This is a genomic window from Streptococcus sp. oral taxon 061, assembly GCF_013394695.1.
GTDB lineage: Bacteria > Bacillota > Bacilli > Lactobacillales > Streptococcaceae > Streptococcus.
Window position 1 is genome coordinate 1,190,149 of the sequence record NZ_CP058258.1, and the last position, 19,945, is coordinate 1,210,093.

General features: G+C 38.9%; 16 protein-coding genes. 1 reads left to right on the forward strand and 15 read right to left on the reverse strand.

Features of this window, described 5'->3' with window-relative positions:
* Positions 1-56: 56 nt before the first annotated feature.
* From HW271_RS05855 to HW271_RS05910, 12 genes are all read right to left on the reverse strand, one after another.
* Positions 57-1,430, reverse strand: a complete 1,374-nt coding sequence (locus HW271_RS05855) for an amino acid permease (RefSeq protein WP_178895227.1) — start codon at positions 1,428-1,430, stop codon at positions 57-59.
* Between the two features lie 79 nt (positions 1,431-1,509).
* Entirely contained in the window at positions 1,510-1,992 is a 483-nt protein-coding gene (greA, locus tag HW271_RS05860) for a transcription elongation factor GreA (protein ID WP_006154262.1), read from the reverse strand.
* A 74-nt stretch (positions 1,993-2,066) separates the two neighbouring features.
* Complete coding sequence (gene mltG, locus HW271_RS05865; protein WP_178895228.1) at positions 2,067-3,713, reverse strand: endolytic transglycosylase MltG; 1,647 nt, start codon at positions 3,711-3,713, stop codon at positions 2,067-2,069.
* 82 nt (positions 3,714-3,795) lie between these two features.
* Positions 3,796-4,290: a GNAT family N-acetyltransferase gene (locus tag HW271_RS05870; protein ID WP_178895230.1), complete on the reverse strand. Its 495-nt coding sequence runs from the start codon at positions 4,288-4,290 to the stop codon at positions 3,796-3,798.
* Positions 4,287-4,802 (reverse strand): GNAT family N-acetyltransferase, encoded by a 516-nt coding sequence (locus HW271_RS05875; RefSeq protein ID WP_178895232.1) that lies wholly within the window; start codon positions 4,800-4,802, stop codon positions 4,287-4,289. The genes HW271_RS05870 and HW271_RS05875 overlap by 4 nt, the downstream gene beginning before the upstream one ends.
* A gap of 8 nt (positions 4,803-4,810) precedes the next feature.
* The gene (murC, locus tag HW271_RS05880; protein WP_178895233.1) at positions 4,811-6,145 is read right to left on the reverse strand and encodes a UDP-N-acetylmuramate--L-alanine ligase; all 1,335 of its coding nucleotides are present in this window, start codon (positions 6,143-6,145) and stop codon (positions 4,811-4,813) included.
* An 11-nt stretch (positions 6,146-6,156) separates the two neighbouring features.
* On the reverse strand, positions 6,157-6,750 hold the full coding sequence (locus tag HW271_RS05885) for a cystathionine gamma-synthase (protein ID WP_178895234.1): 594 nt from the start codon (positions 6,748-6,750) through the stop codon (positions 6,157-6,159).
* Positions 6,751-6,796: 46 nt separating this feature from the next.
* Entirely contained in the window at positions 6,797-9,895 is a 3,099-nt protein-coding gene (locus tag HW271_RS05890) for a DEAD/DEAH box helicase (RefSeq protein ID WP_178895235.1), read from the reverse strand.
* A 92-nt stretch (positions 9,896-9,987) separates the two neighbouring features.
* Entirely contained in the window at positions 9,988-11,154 is a 1,167-nt protein-coding gene (locus HW271_RS05895) for a MalY/PatB family protein (RefSeq protein ID WP_178895237.1), read from the reverse strand.
* A gap of 4 nt (positions 11,155-11,158) precedes the next feature.
* Positions 11,159-12,253: a cystathionine gamma-synthase gene (locus HW271_RS05900; RefSeq protein ID WP_178895238.1), complete on the reverse strand. Its 1,095-nt coding sequence runs from the start codon at positions 12,251-12,253 to the stop codon at positions 11,159-11,161.
* A gap of 145 nt (positions 12,254-12,398) precedes the next feature.
* Positions 12,399-14,357 (reverse strand): peptide ABC transporter substrate-binding protein, encoded by a 1,959-nt coding sequence (locus HW271_RS05905; protein WP_178895240.1) that lies wholly within the window; start codon positions 14,355-14,357, stop codon positions 12,399-12,401.
* Between the two features lie 189 nt (positions 14,358-14,546).
* On the reverse strand, positions 14,547-16,169 hold the full coding sequence (locus tag HW271_RS05910) for a polysaccharide biosynthesis protein (protein ID WP_178895241.1): 1,623 nt from the start codon (positions 16,167-16,169) through the stop codon (positions 14,547-14,549).
* 105 nt (positions 16,170-16,274) lie between these two features.
* Between HW271_RS05910 and HW271_RS05915 the strand changes: the two genes are divergently transcribed.
* Positions 16,275-17,720 carry a UDP-N-acetylmuramoyl-L-alanyl-D-glutamate--L-lysine ligase gene (locus HW271_RS05915; RefSeq protein ID WP_178895243.1) on the forward strand — a complete coding sequence of 482 codons (1,446 nt, stop codon included), beginning with the start codon at positions 16,275-16,277 and terminating at the stop codon, positions 17,718-17,720.
* 34 nt (positions 17,721-17,754) lie between these two features.
* Here the strand turns inward: HW271_RS05915 and HW271_RS05920 are convergent, their stop codons facing one another.
* From HW271_RS05920 to HW271_RS05930, 3 genes are all read right to left on the reverse strand, one after another.
* Complete coding sequence (locus HW271_RS05920) at positions 17,755-18,405, reverse strand: DUF1803 domain-containing protein (protein WP_178895245.1); 651 nt, start codon at positions 18,403-18,405, stop codon at positions 17,755-17,757.
* Positions 18,389-18,901, reverse strand: a complete 513-nt coding sequence (locus HW271_RS05925) for a YiiX/YebB-like N1pC/P60 family cysteine hydrolase (protein WP_178895246.1) — start codon at positions 18,899-18,901, stop codon at positions 18,389-18,391. Before HW271_RS05925 ends, HW271_RS05920 begins: the two co-directional genes overlap by 17 nt.
* Positions 18,902-18,964: 63 nt before the next feature.
* Positions 18,965-19,900: a manganese-dependent inorganic pyrophosphatase gene (locus HW271_RS05930; protein ID WP_048689738.1), complete on the reverse strand. Its 936-nt coding sequence runs from the start codon at positions 19,898-19,900 to the stop codon at positions 18,965-18,967.
* Positions 19,901-19,945 lie beyond the last annotated feature (45 nt).

A 19,945-nucleotide genomic window follows, 5' to 3' on the forward strand; every position in this document is an offset into this window, starting at 1 on the left:
TTTAGATAGACTGTCAAACTAAAAAACTCACCAACCTGAGTTGATGAGCTTATGACTTATTTTCTAAATTTCCATTGGCTATAAATACCAAAAGCGATAATCCAGATAGCTGAACCTCTAGCTCCCATTACGGTTGATTCTTGTAAGAAGAGCGTTCCAAATACAAAGATAAAGAAGAGCATGGTCAGAGGATTTAGCAAGCGATATTGAGGCATGAGATAGCCATCTACCATAAAGTCTTTAGACTTGCGATACTTGAGATGAGCTACCATGATCAAGATGTAGATGGCGATATAAACACCTGATGAAGATGCTGTAATCAAAGCAAAGGCATCTGATACGCCAGGAAGTACATTGATGAAGGCTGCAAAACCAATCAAGACAGCAGAAGCAATGATAGCATTCTGAGGAACGTTGTGGCGTGAAAGTGTATCTGCCTTAATAGCTTTTAAGAAACGATTTGGTGAATCATGGGCAATTTGGTACAAGTGACGACCTGTTGAGTAAAGAGTTGAATTCAAGGCTGACGCAGCGGAAGTCAAGACAACAAAGTTAATCAAGGCCGCCGCCCACTTAAGACCAACAAGTTCAAATACCGTTACAAATGGTGAATCTGTCGCAGAAAGCTCACGCCAAGGAATAATAGACATGATGGCTAAGAGAGCCCCACCATAGAAAAAGATAATTCGCAAGGGAATTTCCTTAACAGCCTTAGGCAAGACTTTTCTAGGATCCTTAGTTTCAGATGTTGTAACACCGATAAACTCAATCATCAAGTAAGCAAAGAAAACCATTTGAAAGGCCATGACAAAGTTCATCCCTCCATTTGGGAAAAGGGAGAACTGCTCACTAATATTGGCGAGACTTGCTGAACCATATGGAGTTTCAAAGCCAGTCAAGACTAGAAAAATCCCTGTCGCGATCATGGCGAGAATAGCCACAATTTTAATCATGGCAAACCAAAATTCTACCTCACCAAAGATTTTAACAGCAATCAGATTGACCAAGCCCAAAATTGTTAGGAATACAACCTGAATCAACCAAGATGGCCAAGAGGGAAACCAAAACTGAACATAGTGAGCAATAGCTGTAATCTCTGCCATACCAATAAAGACTACTGATAACCAATAAGACCAAACCGAGAAATAGCCCCATCCCTTACCTAGATAACGAGTAATAAAATTGATAAAGGTGTGTTGCTCTGGATCCTGGTACAACATTTCCCCGATAGCACGCATCATGAGATACATGAAGCCACCTGTAATCATATAGACCAAGACAATCGAAGGTCCAGTTAAACTGATAGACCGACCAGCTCCAAGAAATAATCCCGTACCAATCGTTCCGGCAATGGCCATAACCTGAACATGGCGATTGGTTAAGCCACGCTCCATTTTACTTTTCTTTTTGTGCTTTTTTTCTGAATTCATATAGTCTCCTTATTTTTTAGAATTAAGAAAAGGAGTAATAGGAAACGCTTTCCCTAAATCTACTCCTTCCTTTTTCCTATTAAACGGTTTTTTCAACTTTTAAGATTTTAACATCATAGCTTCCAGCAGGTGTTTCGATTGTAACAACATCACCTTTTTTCTTACCAATCAATGCTTGACCAATTGGGCTTTCATTTGATACTTTTCCTGCAAAGGCATCTGCTCCAGCCGAACCAACGATAATGTATACTTCCTTTTCGTCTTCTCCAACTTCTTGGATTGTTACAGTTTTTCCGATAGCAACTTCATTTTTTGCAACAGCATCGCTGTTAACGATTTCTGCGTAACGAATCTTAGTCTCTAGACTTGAGATTTGTCCCTCAACGAAGGCTTGCTCGTCCTTAGCTGCTTCATACTCACTGTTTTCTGACAAATCACCATATGAACGAGCAATCTTGATACGTTCTACAACTTCTGGACGACGTACTAGTTTCAATTCTTCTAATTCTTTTTCAAGTTTTTCCTTTTCTTCCAAGGTCATTGGATAAGTTTTTTCTACCATTTTTCTCAACTTTCTTTTAATTGAATTAATAAATATATGCTTTAAAGCAAAATTATGTGGAAAACCACATAATTTTAGTTTGTGCTATTTGATTGGTTTAGTTTACTATTGATATGTTCTTGAACATTACGATCATGTTCTTCCAACGTTGTTGCATAGTAAACTTTACCATCTTGAACATTGGCTACAAAGTAGAGATAGTCACTCTTTGTCTGATTGATACTTGATTCGATAGCATCCAAGCTAGGGCTATCAACTGGCCCAGGCATAAGACCTACTTTTGTATAATCATTGTACGGTGAATCGATAGAAGTATCAATAGCTGCATCATCAGCAAGACTGATATTTTGACCAAGTTTACCTTCTGCGTAAAGGATAGCGATATTACTTTGAAGTGGCATACCCAGGTTCAAACGATTATAAAATACACCAGCAATCAGCTTGCGATCCTCTGTTTTTGCTCCTTCTTTCTCAACAAGAGAGGCAATTGTTAAGAGCTCATTTACTGTTAAGTTCTTTTCTTTGATTGTAGCATAGTGACTAGATAGATTTTTATCCATAGCAGCTAGCATTTCATCAATTAAACTTTCAACAGTTGTGTTTTCTTTAATCGTATAAGTTGCAGGGAAAAGATAACCTTCTAAACGGTAACGAACACCACTATCTTTTGTAGGTAAGCTTTCAAGAAGATTTGGATATTTGGTTACCTCTTGAGCAATAAAGTTCTCATCTTGAACTTTAGCCAAAAATGCTTCCGCTGTCAAAGCTTCCTTAAAGTTACCTTGAAGTTGGCCAACAGTTTGAGCAATTTGCTCTAAAGTATATCCCTCTGGAATAGTCAAGCTTGCAAGTGTAACCTCTTGAGGTTCAGGTGTCCCACCTTTTTGCAACTCTTTAATGACATCTTCAACGCTCATACTCTTTTGAAGATTATAATAACCAGATTTTAATTCATTATAGTTTTTATACTTAACATAAAGTGTAAAGACTAAACCGTTTTTAATGACACCAGATTTTTCTAACGTTGAACCAATTTCTTGAGCATTAGATCCATCTGGAATCTGAACAGTCATATATTGTTTAGAACTTGGATCCACTGGTTGCAAGGCTGATTCAGCATAACGAAGTCCAAAGAAACCACCAGCACCAAGTAGAATCAGCAATACCAATACTGTGACTAAAAATCCTTTCAAGCGGGATTTTTTCTTTTTCTTGGCTGGTTTCGCAGACTCCCTACGACTTCTTTTAGGAAGTTCATCTACCTCAGTATTTTTCTGATTAGCATTTCCAGTTGTTAATTCTTCCTGATTAGTGGCAAAACCTACAGTTCCTTTATCTTCATGTGATTTTTCATGAGTACGGTAGGAAACTGAAACCTTAGTCGGTATTGAATTAATTTCATCTTTATCTGAGATTGATTGAGATAAGTCAACTGATGCTTCTTCCACAGCTTCCTCTGCAACTTCCTCTTTAAGATCTGGACGAGGAGGAACAGCAGGTGCATTCTCAATCAATTGTTCAACGGTTGAAACAGAATTAGCAATCAGCTCTTCTTCTGGAGTTATTACTCGTTCTTCTGTTTTTGTATCAGAAGAGTTCATCAAATTTGAAAAGAGGTCATCTGTTTGTTCTGTTAAACTTTCCTCTTTCTTTAATCGTTCTAAGTCTCGCAAGATCTGATCTTTAAAGCTCAACTTTTCTTCATTTGAATTTTCGCTCAAAGGTATTTACCTCCTTGTTGATAATCCTTAATATTATATCTTAAAAACCAGAGAAAAGCAACCTTGGAAGCCTTTCTAGTCGCTAATTCCTATTTTCCCAGACCATATTATACCATTCTTCTCCCGCAAATTGGGATTTAGACTTGCCTTCATTGACAAAACCATGCTTCTCATAGTAATCAATCAGGTAGTCATGGCAAGTCAGATTAATTCCCTCACGTTCATGCTTGAGAGCCACTTTCTTTAAGGCAGTTAAGAGTTTTCTTCCCAGCCCCAAGGATTGAGCTTTCTTTGCAACAGACAGACATGTCACAGATATATACCCACCTTCTTGATGACTGTGATCTTCTATTTCTTCTGTAAAGGATTGGTCCTGCAAATAGCGATGAGGGACTACTGGTCCTTCAATATAACCGAGTATCTCTCCATCTTTTTCAGCCACTAAAAAACTAGTCTTAATCTCTTTTAAGTGAGCTTCAAAAACAGATCGAGGTATGGCTTCTTCAATTGAGAAATTCTCTAATTCAATCTCTAAAATACGGTCTAAATCACTAAGTCTAGCTTGTCGAATAATCATAGTTCCTCCTGATAATAGGGATTCTGCCAACGCATGAGAAAGGCAAATTCACTGCTCCTTTCTCCTTCTATAATCCCTTGTTCCACAAATCCATTCATTTCAAAATAGGCCAGCAATTCATCCTCACAAAGAAGATAAATACCGGGACTATTTTGTTGAAGAACAACTTGTTTGAAGGCTGCTAGCAACAAGGTTCCAAATCCTTGCCTCTGATAATCCGGACGAACAGATAAACCAGCAATCACAAAATTTCTATCACTGATAAGTTCAACATTTGCCACCTCTTCTATCCATCTACTTAGTGAGGAATTAGCAAGATCTATTCCTAGGATATAAGCAATCACCATATCATCAAGACTAGCTAAGAGAAACGTATCCGCATGACTGCGGATACGTTCTTCCATCATTTTTCTATTTGTTATTTCTCGAGAACCTGCTGTGCAATCAGAAATCAAGCAAATTTGTTCCATATCTGATTGCGTGGCTTCTCGAATTTTAATTGGAAATTCCATTTTGTTCCTTACTGAACATTACTTGTCAAATTTGACAAGAGACGTTCGAATGAGTATTCATATGACTGAATATCACCTGCTCCCATAAAGACATATACAGCATTGTCATGGTCTAAGAGAGGAGACACATTTTCAACAGTGATAACTTGATGTTTTTTATCAATCTTGGCTGCTAAATCTTCAACCTTAACATCACCATGGTCAACTTCACGAGCAGAACCATAGATTTTTGCTAAGTAAACTGCATCAGCCTGGTTCAAGGCTTGCGCAAAATCATCCAACAAAGCAATTGTACGAGTAAAGGTATGCGGTTGGAAAATAGCAACGATTTCCTTGCTTGGGTATTTTTGACGTGCAGCATCTAGAGTTGCGATAATTTCAGTTGGGTGATGCGCAAAATCATCGATGATAACAGTATCATTGACAATCTTTTCTGTAAAGCGACGCTTAACGCCTCCAAAAGTATTCAAGTGTTCACGTACTAAATTCAAGTCAAAGCCAGCAGTATAAAGCAAACCAATCACTGCTGTTGCATTCATGATATTGTGGCGTCCGAAAGTTGGAATGTGGAATTGACCCAGTTCTTGACCACGGAAGTGAACTGTGAATGTTGAACCTGTAGTAGAACGAAGCAAATCGCTGGCTACAAAGTCATTGTTTGCTGCTTCAAAACCGTAATAATAGATTGGAGCATTTGTCGTAATCTTACGCAACTCAGCATCTTCACCGTAGACAAACAAACCTTTGGTGATTTGTTTAGCATAATCATTGAAGGCGTTAAAGACATCCTCTAAGCTTGTGAAATAGTCAGGATGGTCAAAGTCGATATTAGTAATAATAGAGTACTCTGGGTGATATGGCATGAAATGACGTTCGTACTCGTCTGATTCAAAGACAAAATACTTGGCATTTTCAGAACCACGACCTGTACCATCTCCAATTAGATAGCTTGTATCAGTGATGTGTGACAAAACGTGAGAAAGCATACCTGTTGTTGAAGTCTTACCGTGTGCTCCGGCAACACCCATGCTGATAAAGTCACGCATAAAGCTACCAAGAAACTCATGATAACGTTTATAACTTAGTCCGTTCTTGTCTGCATAAGCAATTTCAACATTGTTGTCTGGACGAAAGGCATTCCCAGCGATAATTTCTAAATCACCTTGAAGGTTTTTCTCATCGAAAGGTAAAATTTTAATACCTGCTTGCTCTAATCCACGTTGGGTAAAGTAATATTTTTCAACATCAGATCCTTGGACCTTATGCCCCATTTGGTGCAACATTAAAGCCAAGGCACTCATCCCTGATCCTTTAATTCCGATAAAATGATAGGTTTTTGCCATCTTTTTCCCCTTTACTCTGTCATATTTGTCAAGTTCAACTCTTGAGCAATTTTACGTTCTTTTTCTGATTGATTTTCTTTTTTGTTATAAATCTGGCTTTTCTTTAGAAAATCATAATTATTTTTCTTTGGTCCCAGATGCTCTTCTTTGCTTGTCTCTTGCATCTGAGGAGCCATTTCAGCCAAAATATAATGTTTCTGAGTTAGTTTGTCACTAAATTTTGCTAGCTCCCCAGGATTTTCCTTTTGGAAAGGAGCTGTTGGCTGATTTGTCTGTCTTACTAAATTATTTGAAGGTTTATAACGTTTCGTAAAACTAACATCTTGAGTCAAATATTTTGCTGAACGTTTCCGTTTTAGATCAGCTCTTGCTTCTTCACGAGCAAGTTCAGCATAGGATTTTTCCTTCTTTTCAGGTAGCTTATTTGATGCTTGAACCGGTGACTTTTTTTCGGTAGTAATTGGTGACCATTCCAAGTAGTTTTTGTCCTGGTAGTCTCCCTTGATATTACTGATGAAATCCGACTCATCATATAAATCCATAAATGGCATCTCTGTCAGTATAATCTCATCATCTGACACTATTGGAAATCGTACTTGTTTCATTTTTATTCCCTTTCAATACTCCATTATAACGTAAAGTCTTGATTTTTCAAGTCTTGGCTTCAGAAATTCCTAATATTTCTTGAATTTCACTAAGTGTGAGACTTCCACGAGACTCTGTTCCGTCCAAGACTTCAGAGACCAGATTTCTTTTCTGTTCCTGCAACTCTTGAATTTTCTCCTCGATTGTACCTCTAGTTACCAGACGATAAACCTCAACAGCTTGTTCTTGTCCCATACGGTGGGCCCTGCCAATAGCCTGCGATTCAACTGCCGGATTCCACCATAAGTCTACCAGAATAACTGTGTCTGCACCAGTAAGATTGAGACCAACTCCACCAGCTTTTAGAGAAATCAAAAACACATCGCGCTCCCCTTGGTTAAAAGCCTTGGTCATTTCTTGGCGTTCCTGTGAAGGAGTTGAACCTGTAATCTTAAAGGAAGTTAAGCCAAGCTGTGGCAACTCCTCTTCGATGCGGTCAAGCATCCCCCTAAATTGGGAGAAGATGAGTACACGATGATTTCCTTCAGCAATTTGACTCAGTAGATCTCGTAAACTATCAAGTTTCCCGCTATCTCCCTTATAATCCTCCATAAATAGGGCTGGAGTATCACAAATCTGACGAAGACGCATGAGCCCTGTTAGAATTTCAACTCGATTTCGTTGAAATTCTGCATCGGTCACCTGACCCAAACGCTCTTGCATTTGTTGAAGTTGAGCTAGATAGATGACCTTTTGCTGGTCTTCCAGTTCATTCTTATAAACAACTTCTATCAAATCAGGTAGCTCTGTAAGAACATCCTCTTTTTTTCGACGCATGACAAATGGTTTGATAAACTGTGCCACTCTCTCAGCCGGTAATTTCATAAAGTCTTTTTTTACTGGTAAAAGTCCTGGCAAGACAATTTGAAAAATAGACCACAATTCGCCGAGGTTATTTTCAATCGGTGTTCCCGATAGAGCAAAGACTGATGGAACCACAAACTTTCTCAAAGTTTTCGCAATTTTAGTCTGGGCATTTTTCATCACCTGAGCTTCATCTAGAAATAGAAAGTCAAAAGATAAATCCTGATAAATCTCGCTATCTTGCCTGAAAGTAGCATAACTGGTCACATAGACCTGATGTTTTTCAGCTAAAATAGTCTCGCGATAAGGTTTCAATCCATGCACAACAGCTACATCCAAATGTGGTGCAAATTTTTTAAATTCATCAGCCCAATTATAGATGAGGCCAGATGGAGCAAGAATTAAAACTCGGTTTTTTTCGTGCATCTGGCTACTCAGAAAGGCAATAGCTTGTAAGGTCTTACCAAGTCCCATATCATCCGCTAAAATCCCACCAAATCCATAATGGTGAAGCATTTGAAGCCATTGAATCCCCTTTTTCTGATAATCTCTGAGATCAGCTTTGATATTCAGAGCTGTCATCGGAAAATCCTCTGGATGCGTCAAATCGTGCGCCAAATGCCTAAATTCTTCGGTAAATGTTACTTGGTCCTGATCCTTAAAAAGATGAGAAAGGGTATAAGACAATGATTTGCGTGCATGGAAAGTATCACTCTCTATCTCCCCAATTCCCAAATCATCCAAATCCTGACGAATACGCTTGGTCTCTTCGTCGAAATAATAAACCTGGTTAGTGGAAGAAATATAATAATCTTGCTTTGCAACCAGAGCCTTCATCGCTCGATTAATTTCTTCTTGATCTATATCCTGAAAATCAAATTGAATTTCTAGAAGACTTCCCTTGGACGAGATGTGGACTTGAGGTTTCTGAACTCGATAAAGGTCCTGCAAGCTCTCAGAAATCTTTAATTCTCCAAGCACCGCAAAGGCTGGCAAAATTTCCTGAAAGAACGTATGGATTGCATCAGCTTTCAAACTCTGACGCCATGAATGAAAATCTGCTTCAAATCCAGCTGATAGAGCTAGCTGAAAAATCTTTTTTTCTAGTTGAATATCACTAGCAAAAGGGAGATTCTCTAGTTCATTTCGAGTAGTTATTAAGCAAGTTTCATATTGGAACTGCATATCTAAACGAATAGATCCGTCCTCTTCTCGTTCCATGTAGAAAGACGGGCGGAAAGATTGAATTTGAAGCGACTCAGGAGCCTCTACTTTTCCGAGCTCTTTAAACTGGGACAAGGTCGAAGCTAAGAGATCTCGATCACTACTATCAAACTGTAAAATCTTCCTACCACTATGATCTAAAGGAACTTTTCTAAGAGCATCTAATAAACTAGCCTGTTTTTTCGTCATCAGGAAAAAATTCCCCTTGGAGAATAATACTTGTCCTCTGTAAAAGAAATTAAGCCCTGCCTGTTCGAAAATTTCCATTTCAAAATAGTTGGATTTTTCTTCAATTCTAAATGAAAATAAACCTGTTTGGCCATCAAAGTCTTGGAAGAGAAGATGATGATAACTCGAAAGTTGGTGGTCAAACTGAAAGGCATCTAAGCCCATCAGTAGACTAGCCCCCTGCTCAAAAAAGGTTTTAGGGAAATAGAGATGTCGCCCTTGATTTGGAAAAAAAATATTGTAGTCAATCTTCTCTTCAACCAAACCTAATAAGAAATTCAAAACTTCTTGACTGGCTTTATCAAATTGTTCAAGTTTTAATGAAGACTCATAATGCTTTCCTATCATGTAAGGTTTGGAAAACTCTATGACTTTTAAGAAAAGAGGGATATCCCTAATCACATAAAACTTGTCTTGCTGAGAAAGACCAATCCTTAAAGTCCAGATAATACGATTAGTTCCTGCTTCTACCTGACCCTGTGCAGAAAGCTGATAGAGGTCAGACTGACTAGGTGCTTGGATAGACTCCAAGAATTTTCCTCCGAAAGTCACTTGTGTCTCAACAGTTTCCTTTTCTTCCTGATTAGCCTCTAGATTGAGTAAGATTTCTTGCCCTAGTTGGTCATTTTTTAGGTAATATTCCAATGCTGCCAAATGAACACAGTAACCTCTTTTTTTGAAAAAAGCACAGGTACAAAAAATCAAATCGTCATCCAAACTATAGCGAATTTCTTCCTCCGCTACACGCGCATAGATGCGATGGTCCTGTTCTTTAATGATTTCAATCTGACCAGTTTCGTAGAGTTCTACTCCCTCCATTCGAAGCTTTCCTGGAATCAATTTAGCCATAGTGTCCCCTTTACTTTATCTCTTAATTATACCATATTTCTGCCTATGAAAATAGCCTTCTAGGAGTACTTTTCTCCTAAAAGGCTAGTTTTTTAATGATTTGAAAAAGTGGAAATGATTCGTTGGCAGACTTCTTCCAAAATAGATGTCGGCATAGCAACATTTAAGCGAGCGTGGAGAGCTCCTTCTTCACCAAAGTCCAAGCCTCTGTTCAGGATAACCTTGGCTTCGTCTCTTAAAAGGCTTCTTAATTCTTCATCGCTAATATCATAGGCTGAAAAATCTAGCCAAATGAGATAAGTCCCTTGAGGTTTCATGACCTTGATTTTAGTTTCTTTGCCAAATACATCCACTACATAATTGATGTGTTTCTCAATCAGTTCTTTAAGTTCTGTCAACCAATCTTCACCATAGCGATAAGCTGTTTCTGTTGCCAAATATCCCAAACCTGAGATTTCATGTTGATTATTAGCAAGCTGGCGTTTTTGGAAAGCCACTCTTAACTTAGGATTCTCGATAATAGCGTAAGAATTCTTGGTTCCTGCAATGTTGAAAGTTTTGGTAGCACTGCTTAAAATTAGTGAAAATTCTTTGAAGGCTTCATTTACTGTATTGAATGACTGGTGTTTATGTCCAAACAAGGCTAAGTCTTGGTGGATTTCATCAGATACCAACAAAACTCCATGTTTTTGACACAGTTGTCCAATCTTCTCCAAAACCTCTTTGTCCCAAACACGTCCACCAGGATTATGAGGATTGCAGAGAACGTAGAGTTTCACATCCTCTTCGACAAAATCTTTCTCTAATTGATCAAAATCAATCTCAAAAAGTCCGTCTTTTTCTACTAGAGAGTTGGTGATTAGTCTACGATTATTAAGCTTAATACTGCGAGCAAAAGGAGGATAAACCGGTGTGTTAATGAGCACTGCTTCACCTTCCTTGGTGAAGGCTTGAATAGCTGTTGAAATGGCAGGTACCACTCCCTCGATAAAGACTAGGGCATCCTTATCAAAGCGATAACCATGCTGCTTTTCCTCCCAATTTTGAACAGCTTCAATCAACCCATCACTAGCATAGGTATAGCCATAGACTAATTGCTCTGCATAGTCATGGACTGTCTGACGAATCTCAGGTAACACCTCAAAGTCCATATCAGCAATCCAAGCCGGTAATACTTCTCGGTCAGTTTCTGCTTCTTTCCATTTGTATGTATGGTGTCCAAAACGATTGGGCAAGGTCGTAAAATCATATTTTCCCATAGTTTTATCCTTCCAAGGCTTGACGCAAGTCTTCAATCAAATCTCTAACATCCTCAATACCAATAGACAAGCGTAAGAGGTCATCTGTCAATCCATAAGAATGACGAACCTCTGCAGGAATATCTGCATGGGTTTGAGTAGTTGGATAGGTAATCAGACTTTCAACCCCACCTAAACTTTCAGCAAAAGAGAATACTTTCAAGGTATTTAAGATATGAGGAATACGCTTCTCATCAGCTACTTTAAAGGAAATCATCCCCCCGCGTCCTGTATACAAGACTTCTTTGACAGCAGGTGATTGTTCTAGAAAGGCTACGATTTCTTGAGCATTAGCTGTTGAGCGCTCCATACGAAGTGACAAAGTCTTAAGACCACGAATCAATTGATAACTATCAAATGGTGACAAAACAGCCCCAGTAGTGTTGAGATTGTAAAAGAGTTTTTCGTATAAATCCGCACTATCTGTCACAACCACACCAGCTAGAACATCATTATGTCCTGCAAGGTATTTTGTCGCTGAATGAAGGACGATATCTGCACCGTCTTCAATCGGACGTTGGTAAATCGGGCTATAGAAAGTATTATCAACGACAACTTTAGCACCTTTTGCATGAGCTAGTTTTGACAATTTTTCAATATCAAATTCCAACATCAAAGGGTTAGTTGGTGTTTCAATATAGAGTACATCCACATCCTTTTCTAGCTCAGCAACTAGCTCTTCTTCTGTGTTTGCATAAGTAAAGTGGAAACGTCCTTCCTGTTCCACTTGATTGAACCAGCGGAAAGAACCACCGTAAAGGTCACGGACAGCCAAAACCTTGCTTCCTACTGGGAAGACACTAAAGGCCAACACAATCGCAGACATACCTGAACTAGTTGCTAGAGCATAGTGGGCTGATTCAATAGCTGCCAAGACTTCCTCTGCCTTGCTTCGAGTTGGGTTTTTAGTGCGAGTATAGTCAAATCCAGTGGACTGACCAAATTCTGGATGCTGATAAGTCGTTGAAAAGTGGATTGGTGTAACCAAAGCACCTGTTGCTTCATCAGACTTGATCCCTGCTTGTGCTAAAATTGTGTTGATGTGAAATGATTTACTCATACAATACCTCCAAATCTATAGTAACTATTGTACCACTTATTTTGGATCCTTCGTTTTCTTGTTTTCAAGAGCTAGTTATAGTTTCAAACTATACAAAAACGATAGCTTCCTGAGAAACTATCGTTTTTCCTGTTGAATAGACTGATTATTTAACGTGTTTTGCTAATTCTTCTTGGGCTTTTTTATTAGATTCTTCTTTTTCTTTCAGCCATTTTTGTCTAGCTTCTTCATACTCAGCCGTTGTGACAATCTTATCTTGCAACTTAACGTATTTATATGATTCAACACCCTTGTTACCAGCTTGAGAGAAAGCAGCAGAGAATGGAACTGTTTTTCTGATTCCTGGTGTTCCACCAAGAGATACGTTTGGAAGTGTGAGAGAGCTATCCACCAACCAAGCTTGTGCTTCAGCGTATTTGTCATAACGTTTGGTCAAATCTTGTTCAGCATTGGCTTCTTCTAGCATCTTAGTGTAGGTATCCAAGCCAACCGCAGTTGCTTTAGCATTACTTTCACCAGGTTCTAAGCCAAGGTTTTGCAATGAACCACCATTTGTAAGGTTAAGTGTATCAAGATAAGTTGATGGATCCTGGTAGTCAGGGCTCCAACCACCATTGTAGAGGTCATAATCTTTTTGGGCAGCTGTGTTAGCAAGGTAACCGATACTATCCATTTCTTCTGTAGTCAGCATTTGAATATCGATGACGACATTATCTGCACCCAAGACGGACTCGATAGATTGTTTGAAGGAACTTGCCTCTTGGACACCCTTCTTATATGATTGGTCTACTGGCAAGTCTAGATGAATAGGGAATTGTACGCCTTTAGCTTCCAATTCTTTCTTGGCTTGTGCAAAAGCTTCTTTGGCCTTATCAGCATTATAATAGGCATCTTGTGCATCCGCAAAGTTCACATTTTGCCATACTTGGCCGTAGTTAACCATCTTAGAAGCGACGACATCCCCAAAATCTTTACCATCAAGAGTTACAAATGAAGGTGGAACGAGCAAGTTTCTGATAATCTTTGTTGCTCCCTCTTCCCCTTGTGACTGAGCTCCATAAGCTGTACGGTCATAGGCAAAGTTAATGGCTTGACGGAATGATTTGTTTAAAACTGCTTCTTGTTGAGCTGTCTTTTCAGCGTCTGTCGTTTTTGATGTGTGGTTATAAGATTTTCTATCTAAGTTAAAGTTAAAGTAGAAAGAAGTCGCAGTTTGCATACTGTAGATAATATTATCCTTGTATTTCTCTTGCACACCTGCAAAACTTGAACTATTTGGATAGAGACGGGCAAAACTATAGACACCTTCGCTAAAGTTACGAACAAGCGCATCTTGGTCGCTTCCATCATAGTAAGTCAACTTGACATCATCTACAAATACATTTTTTGCATCCCAATAGTTTGGATTTTTCTTGTATTCAAGAACAGATTTCGAAGTGAATGATTTGAGAATAAATGGACCATTATACAAGATGTTTGCTGGATCCACTTTACCGAAATCATCCCCTTTTGAGTTCAAGAAATCAGCATTTACTGGGAACAGAATAGTTGCAGTTGTTTTTGAATTCCAATAAGGTTCTGGTTGAGTCAAAGTATATTGAACAGTCTGTTCGTCAATAGCTTTTACTCCAACTGTTGAAAAGTCTGTAGTTTTTCCGCTAACATAGTCAGCCAGACCAGCAACAGAATCTTGCACTAGATACAAGGCTTCTGAATTTTTATCCGCAGCATACTTCAATCCTGTCACAAAATCTTGTGCTGTCACTGGTGCATACTCTTCACCATCTGCTGTATACCATTTGGCGTCCTTGCGAAGTTTGTAAGTATAAGTCAAACCATCTTTGGAAACAGTCCAATCTTCTGCCAATGAAGGAATGTAGTTCCCGTATTGATCATTTTCCATCAAACCATCAACCAAGTTTGTCACAACATCACCTGTTGTTGCACGGTTTTCTAGGAGATAGTTAAGACTTGAGGGGTCATTACCATATACATAATTATATGTCTTTGTAGAACTAGCTGAGTTGCTACAAGCCGCCAATAGCAGACCGGCACTTAGGGCAACGCCTGCTAGCGTCAGATATTTTGCCTTAGACTTTTTCATAAACAGAACCTCCAAATTTAAATATTTGTATCATTATACAGCTATTGTTTTTTTTAGTCAAGCAATAATTCTCTAAAAATTTATTTTTTTCTACATTTTTTATATTTTTTTGTATTTTTTTAAGAAAAAAAGAACAATTTAGACTCTTTTACGCAAAAAGTTTAAATTGTTCGTTTTATTTATAAAGTATTATGATAATTTTAATCGTGCTCGTAACTGATTTGCTTTTTCCTGTCCAATAACCTTATCCAAGAGACGAGTATAGAGACACATAACTCCGTAAAGCCCGCCACCGATTGTACCAATTAAGGCGACATATAGGAAACTCCAGAAACGTCCAGTTGGTTGGAAGACAAATCCAATAATCCATTGCAAGAGTCCTACTAGAATAAACATAACTAGAGTCAAAATAGTAACTAAGATTGTTCTCTTCAGAATAATCTTTCGGCGAGCACCTGTAATCTGACAGATTTCACGGTACATTAAAACAATTGGGATGATAAGACCGATGGTCGTTGAAATTAATGGTCCATAACTGTGGAAAATCGCTATTGTTGGTAGTTGTAAGACAAGCTTAGCAAGCGAACCATAGATAAAATATAGAACTGCCTTACGATTACGGAACATAGCCTGAAGCATTGGAGACAAGACCATGTACAAACCTAGGATTGTTGACTGCAAGACTGCAAAGACAAACAAGCCCAAAGCCAAACTATCAGGTTTGCCGTAAAAGACTGTATAGAGGGGTTCCCCTACCATGACTACTCCAACCGTTGCAGGTAGTAGGAATAAGAAGAGCATAGTAATACTATCTTGCACCAACCGAGAAGCTGCTGGCAAATCACCCTTGACATAGTTCTCGGTCAAGAGAGGCAAACCAACGCTACCGATTGATACTCCTACGGAAATCAAAATCATGGTGATCTTATTAGGATTGGCAGAGAAATAAGAAAACATGACAACCAAATCTTCATTACTGTAGTTGGTAAACCACTTCATGCTATTGATAAAGGTCATTTGGTCCAAGATTTGGAAAAGTTGAATAGCTGAACCTGTTATAATAAAAGGAATAGCTTCCTTAATCGTATCAACCAGTAGACTCTTACTATCAATCTTATCTCGAGTTTCAAATACTTTTTGAAGCATACCTTCCTTGTAAAGGAAATAAAGTAAGACAGCGAAGCTAGCTACCATTCCCACAAAAGCCGCAAAGGTAGATTGGGTAACCGCCGATAGATAATCTCTTGAACCAAGTTTCATGATGATAAAGGTTGCTAAGAGCATCCAAATAACACGGATAACTTGCTCCGCAATTTGACTCATTGCATAAGGCTTGAGATTACTCATTCCTTGGAAAAATCCACGGATAACACTCATAGATGGGAAAATCAAGACCGCCCAAGCTAAACTTTGCATAATGGGAATCAAGTCCTTACCGACTCCGGAAAGGTCCGCCAACCAAGGTGCAAAGAGGTATAAGATCAAGGCAAAGGCAAGCCCTAGCACAGTCATAAAGCCCAAGAAACTTCGAATCAGGGCAAAACTATGCTCTTCTTCTTGCATGGTATTGTATTTAGCAACCTGCTTAGCTACAGCCACCGGGATACCTGCTGTCGAAATCAACAAGAACCAAGCGTAGATATTATAGCCCATGGTAAAGAGACCGTTAGCTGTTGCGGCATAAGTCCCCATCCAAATATACCAGGGAATAATGTAAATAGCCCCGAGGAGGCGACTGATAAAGTTACTTGCTGTTAGCCAGGCAGTCCCTCGTAACATCTGGGCCTGCTGATGATTATTTTCGTTAGACATAACTTCCTCATTCATTTTTAATAACTAGGAAATGTTCCTTATCTTCCATTATAAACTTTTCCTTGTTACTTGTAAAATTCAGACTTTCAGTTTACAATAGAAAGTATGATAAAGATTGAAACCGTATTAGATATTTTAAAGAAAGACGATCTCTTCCGTGAGATTATTGACCAAGGACATTACCATTATTATTACAGTGATGTCGTTTTTGATAGCATCTGCTACGATAGTCGAAAAGCAAAAGATAATAGCCTCTTTTTTGTAAAAGGAGCTGCTTTTAAGAAGGAATTTCTCCTCTCGGCAATCGCACAAGGTCTTGGTTGGTATGTAGCTGAACAAGACTATGAAGTAGGCATCCCTGTTATTGTCGTTAGCGATATTAAGAAAGCCATGAGTTTGATTGCTATGGAGTTTTATGGCAATCCACAAGAGAAATTAAAACTTCTTGCTTTCACTGGGACTAAAGGAAAAACAACAGCAGCTTACTTTGCTTATAACATCTTAAATCAAGAACATCGTCCAGCTATGTTGTCAACCATGAACACTACTTTGGACGGTAAGACTTTCTTTAAATCTGCTCTAACAACTCCTGAAAGCATTGATCTCTTTGAGATGATGGCCCAGGCAGTTGATAATGGAAGAACTCATCTTATTATGGAAGTATCCAGCCAAGCCTACTTGGTGAAACGGGTTTACGGCCTGACCTTTGATGTCGGTGTCTTCCTCAACATTAGTCCTGACCATATTGGTCCTATTGAGCATCCGACCTTTGAAGATTATTTTTATCACAAACGTCTCTTGATGAAAAATAGTCGCGCAGTTGTCATTAATAGTGATATGGATCACTTCTCTGTTCTGAAAGAACAAGTTGAGAACCAAGACCATGACTTCTACGGTAGCCAATCAAGTAACCAAATCGAGAACTCCAAAGCCTTTAGCTTCTCAGCTACTGGTAAATTAGCTGGCGATTATGATATCCAACTAATTGGACACTTCAACCAAGAGAATGCTGTCGCAGCTGGACTGGCTTGTCTTCGTTTAGGTGCTAGTCTTGAAGACATAAAAAAAGGGATTGCTACAACACGCGTCCCTGGCCGTATGGAAGTTCTCACTCAAAAAAATGGCGCAAAAGTTTTCATAGACTACGCCCATAATGGTGATAGCTTGAAGAAATTGATCTCAGTCGTTGAAACACATCAGACTGGAAAGATTGCTTTAGTACTTGGTTCAACTGGAAACAAGGGAGAAAGCCGTCGTAAGGACTTTGGACTTCTCCTCAATCAACATCCTGAAATTCAAGTCTTTCTAACAGCTGACGATCCAAACTATGAAGATCCAATGGCCATTGCTGATGAAATTAGTAGCTACATCCATCGTCCTGTTGAAAAGATTGCCGACCGTGAGCAAGCCATCAAGGCTGCCATGTCTGTTACAAGTCAAGAACTGGACGCTGTGATTATCGCTGGTAAAGGAGCCGACTGCTACCAAATCATCCAAGGGCAAAAAGAAGACTATCCTGGAGATGCAGCTATCGCAGAACGTTATCTATAATAAATTAAAAGAAGGCTAGGAAATTTCCGAGCCTTTATTTTTTTATAAATATGAGTCTTTCTTTATCAAATTCTACAGCCAACTCATATTTCCCATCTTCATTTTGAACAATGTAGCCTAATAAGATTAGACTATCAACAAAGATATCAGGTCGTTTCTGCATAAGCTGGTCTTTTTTGAGGAACTTGAGTAAAAATGTTGTCATATACTTGAGGGCATACTCAGGATTGACATCCCCTAAAATCTCATACAGTCTCTGCTGTTCTTCCGTCAGTGGATACTGGAACTTGACCTTGTAAAAGTAATTAGACAAGGTCATCTTTTCCCTTGCAAAATCGGTGTGCTCTTCTAGGATAGCTGCATTTGTTTGATTGCGCAATTCAGTTTGAAAATGTTTATCCAGGATTTCTTGATAAACATGACTATCATTCCTCACAAAGACTTCTTGGTCTAGTGCAAGAGATTTTGCAGATTCTAGAAAGGGAAGATTGAGATAATAGCGTTTATTCTCTCTCAAAATCAAACCCGCTTTAATATATTCCTCCAAATACTTGTCAACTGGTATCTCTGGAAACTGAGCCTTAATTTCGCGTAGAATAACATCATCATGCTGATCAAGATAGTCTACCAAGTCCCTAAAGAATGGCTGCCGTGTCAATCGTGATGGATTAAAAATCTGAATCATGAAGATTCCTTTCTTTACATGCTAAAAGTAGTGATGCTGCTAATTGACTCGGGTTAGTGCCAGGCTGATTCAAAGGTACTGGAAGTCCTAGTTCACGATAATATTCACTCCAGAAATCACTGATTTCCCAGTCATCATTACCAAATTTCATAGGAATGGTCTCAAAAATAGGTAGTAGTTCAGCGATGAACTGAGAACAATAGAAACCATCTCCATCTGGATAAAAGGAAGCATTATAGGGTGTACCTAAGTGGCACTCTGCCCGCTTTTTAACCTCTGTACAATCAATCTCCGCATAGCGATAAAGATCATAGATTCTTTCAGCTTCAAAAAAATCTTCAGGGGATTGGGCAATGACACCACCTTCCGTTGTTGCATGATAGATGAAACCATCTAAAAAAATGGCCACATGGCTATAGTTGCCAGTAGATTCCTGGATGGCTTTCCCTATATCCGAACTATCTTTCACAAAGATTAAATCACCATTTTCTAGCATACTTCTCTCCTAGCAAAAAAGGAGTCGAAACTCCTTTTTAATACTGGGTTTTCCCATCTATCATTATGCATTAAAGCTTTCAGTCAATTGTGGTACTACTTGTTTCTTACGTGAAACAGCACCTGGAAGGAAGGCATGGTTGTTTTCAAGTTTGAAATTGAAAGCTGCTTCTACCTTGTCCATATTAGCACCAAGAGCCAAAATTTCTGAGTTTGAATTCACAATATCAGTAATCATCAAAACAAAGTCAGAGTAGCCGTTAGCTGCATTTGCTGCTTGAATGGCTGCTTCGATTTCAGCTTGGCGTTCCAAGACTTCAGCAATATCAACTGTGTTGACTTGAGCCACACGAACGTTGTTTCCGTTGAGTTCAAAAGTCTTAGCATCGATGTCGATCAATTCTTCTGCTGATTTACTTGCTAAGTTTGTACCAGCCTTGAGCATTGCAAGACCGTATTCTTCCAAGTTAACGCCAGCCAATTCAGCCAATTCAGGTGCAATCACTTTATCAGATGGGTGTGTTGTTGGAGATTTCAAAAGAAGAGTATCTGAAATCAAACCTGAAAGCATCAAACCTGCAATTTCTTTTGGTACAGCTACGCCATGCTCTTTGAACATGCGGTATACGATAGAAGATGCTGATCCAACTGGCTCCAAACGCATGTAAAGTGGGCTAGCAGTTTCAAAGTTAGCCACACGGTGGTGGTCCACTACACCGTAAACTTCTACTTCAGCGATATCTGAAACAGATTGTTGGAATTCATTGTGGTCTGTTAAGATGACTTGCTCTGCACCTTCTGCTTTAGCTGATGTGATCACGCGTGGTGCTTCCACACCAAAATAGTCCAATACGAAAGCTGTTTCTTCATTTGGAGTACCAAGAGCTACTGCTTCTGTATCCAAACCATAAGCTTCTTTTGCAAGATAAGCGAAGGCTACTGATGAACCGATAGCATCTGAATCTGGATTTTGGTGACCAAATACTAGAATCTTAGACATGATAATACCTCGTTTCTTTATTCTCTTTATTGTAGCATTTTTTTC

What these genes read in the sequence shown, in the direction of transcription:
- HW271_RS05905 (WP_178895240.1), bottom strand. Translation starts at nt 14,357, where the DNA reads ATGAAAAAGTCTAAGGCAAAATATCTGACGCTAGCAGGCGTTGCCCTA.
- HW271_RS05900 (WP_178895238.1), bottom strand. Translation starts at nt 12,253, where the DNA reads ATGAGTAAATCATTTCACATCAACACAATTTTAGCACAAGCAGGGATC.
- HW271_RS05855 (WP_178895227.1), bottom strand. Translation starts at nt 1,430, where the DNA reads ATGAATTCAGAAAAAAAGCACAAAAAGAAAAGTAAAATGGAGCGTGGC.
- HW271_RS05875 (WP_178895232.1), bottom strand. Translation starts at nt 4,802, where the DNA reads ATGGAATTTCCAATTAAAATTCGAGAAGCCACGCAATCAGATATGGAA.
- HW271_RS05870 (WP_178895230.1), bottom strand. Translation starts at nt 4,290, where the DNA reads ATGATTATTCGACAAGCTAGACTTAGTGATTTAGACCGTATTTTAGAG.
- HW271_RS05895 (WP_178895237.1), bottom strand. Translation starts at nt 11,154, where the DNA reads ATGGGAAAATATGATTTTACGACCTTGCCCAATCGTTTTGGACACCAT.
- HW271_RS05925 (WP_178895246.1), bottom strand. Translation starts at nt 18,901, where the DNA reads ATGCTAGAAAATGGTGATTTAATCTTTGTGAAAGATAGTTCGGATATA.
- HW271_RS05885 (WP_178895234.1), bottom strand. Translation starts at nt 6,750, where the DNA reads ATGAAACAAGTACGATTTCCAATAGTGTCAGATGATGAGATTATACTG.
- murC (WP_178895233.1), bottom strand. Translation starts at nt 6,145, where the DNA reads ATGGCAAAAACCTATCATTTTATCGGAATTAAAGGATCAGGGATGAGT.
- HW271_RS05930 (WP_048689738.1), bottom strand. Translation starts at nt 19,900, where the DNA reads ATGTCTAAGATTCTAGTATTTGGTCACCAAAATCCAGATTCAGATGCT.
- HW271_RS05915 (WP_178895243.1), top strand. Translation starts at nt 16,275, where the DNA reads ATGATAAAGATTGAAACCGTATTAGATATTTTAAAGAAAGACGATCTC.
- greA (WP_006154262.1), bottom strand. Translation starts at nt 1,992, where the DNA reads ATGGTAGAAAAAACTTATCCAATGACCTTGGAAGAAAAGGAAAAACTT.
- HW271_RS05890 (WP_178895235.1), bottom strand. Translation starts at nt 9,895, where the DNA reads ATGGCTAAATTGATTCCAGGAAAGCTTCGAATGGAGGGAGTAGAACTC.
- HW271_RS05910 (WP_178895241.1), bottom strand. Translation starts at nt 16,169, where the DNA reads ATGTCTAACGAAAATAATCATCAGCAGGCCCAGATGTTACGAGGGACT.
- HW271_RS05920 (WP_178895245.1), bottom strand. Translation starts at nt 18,405, where the DNA reads ATGATTCAGATTTTTAATCCATCACGATTGACACGGCAGCCATTCTTT.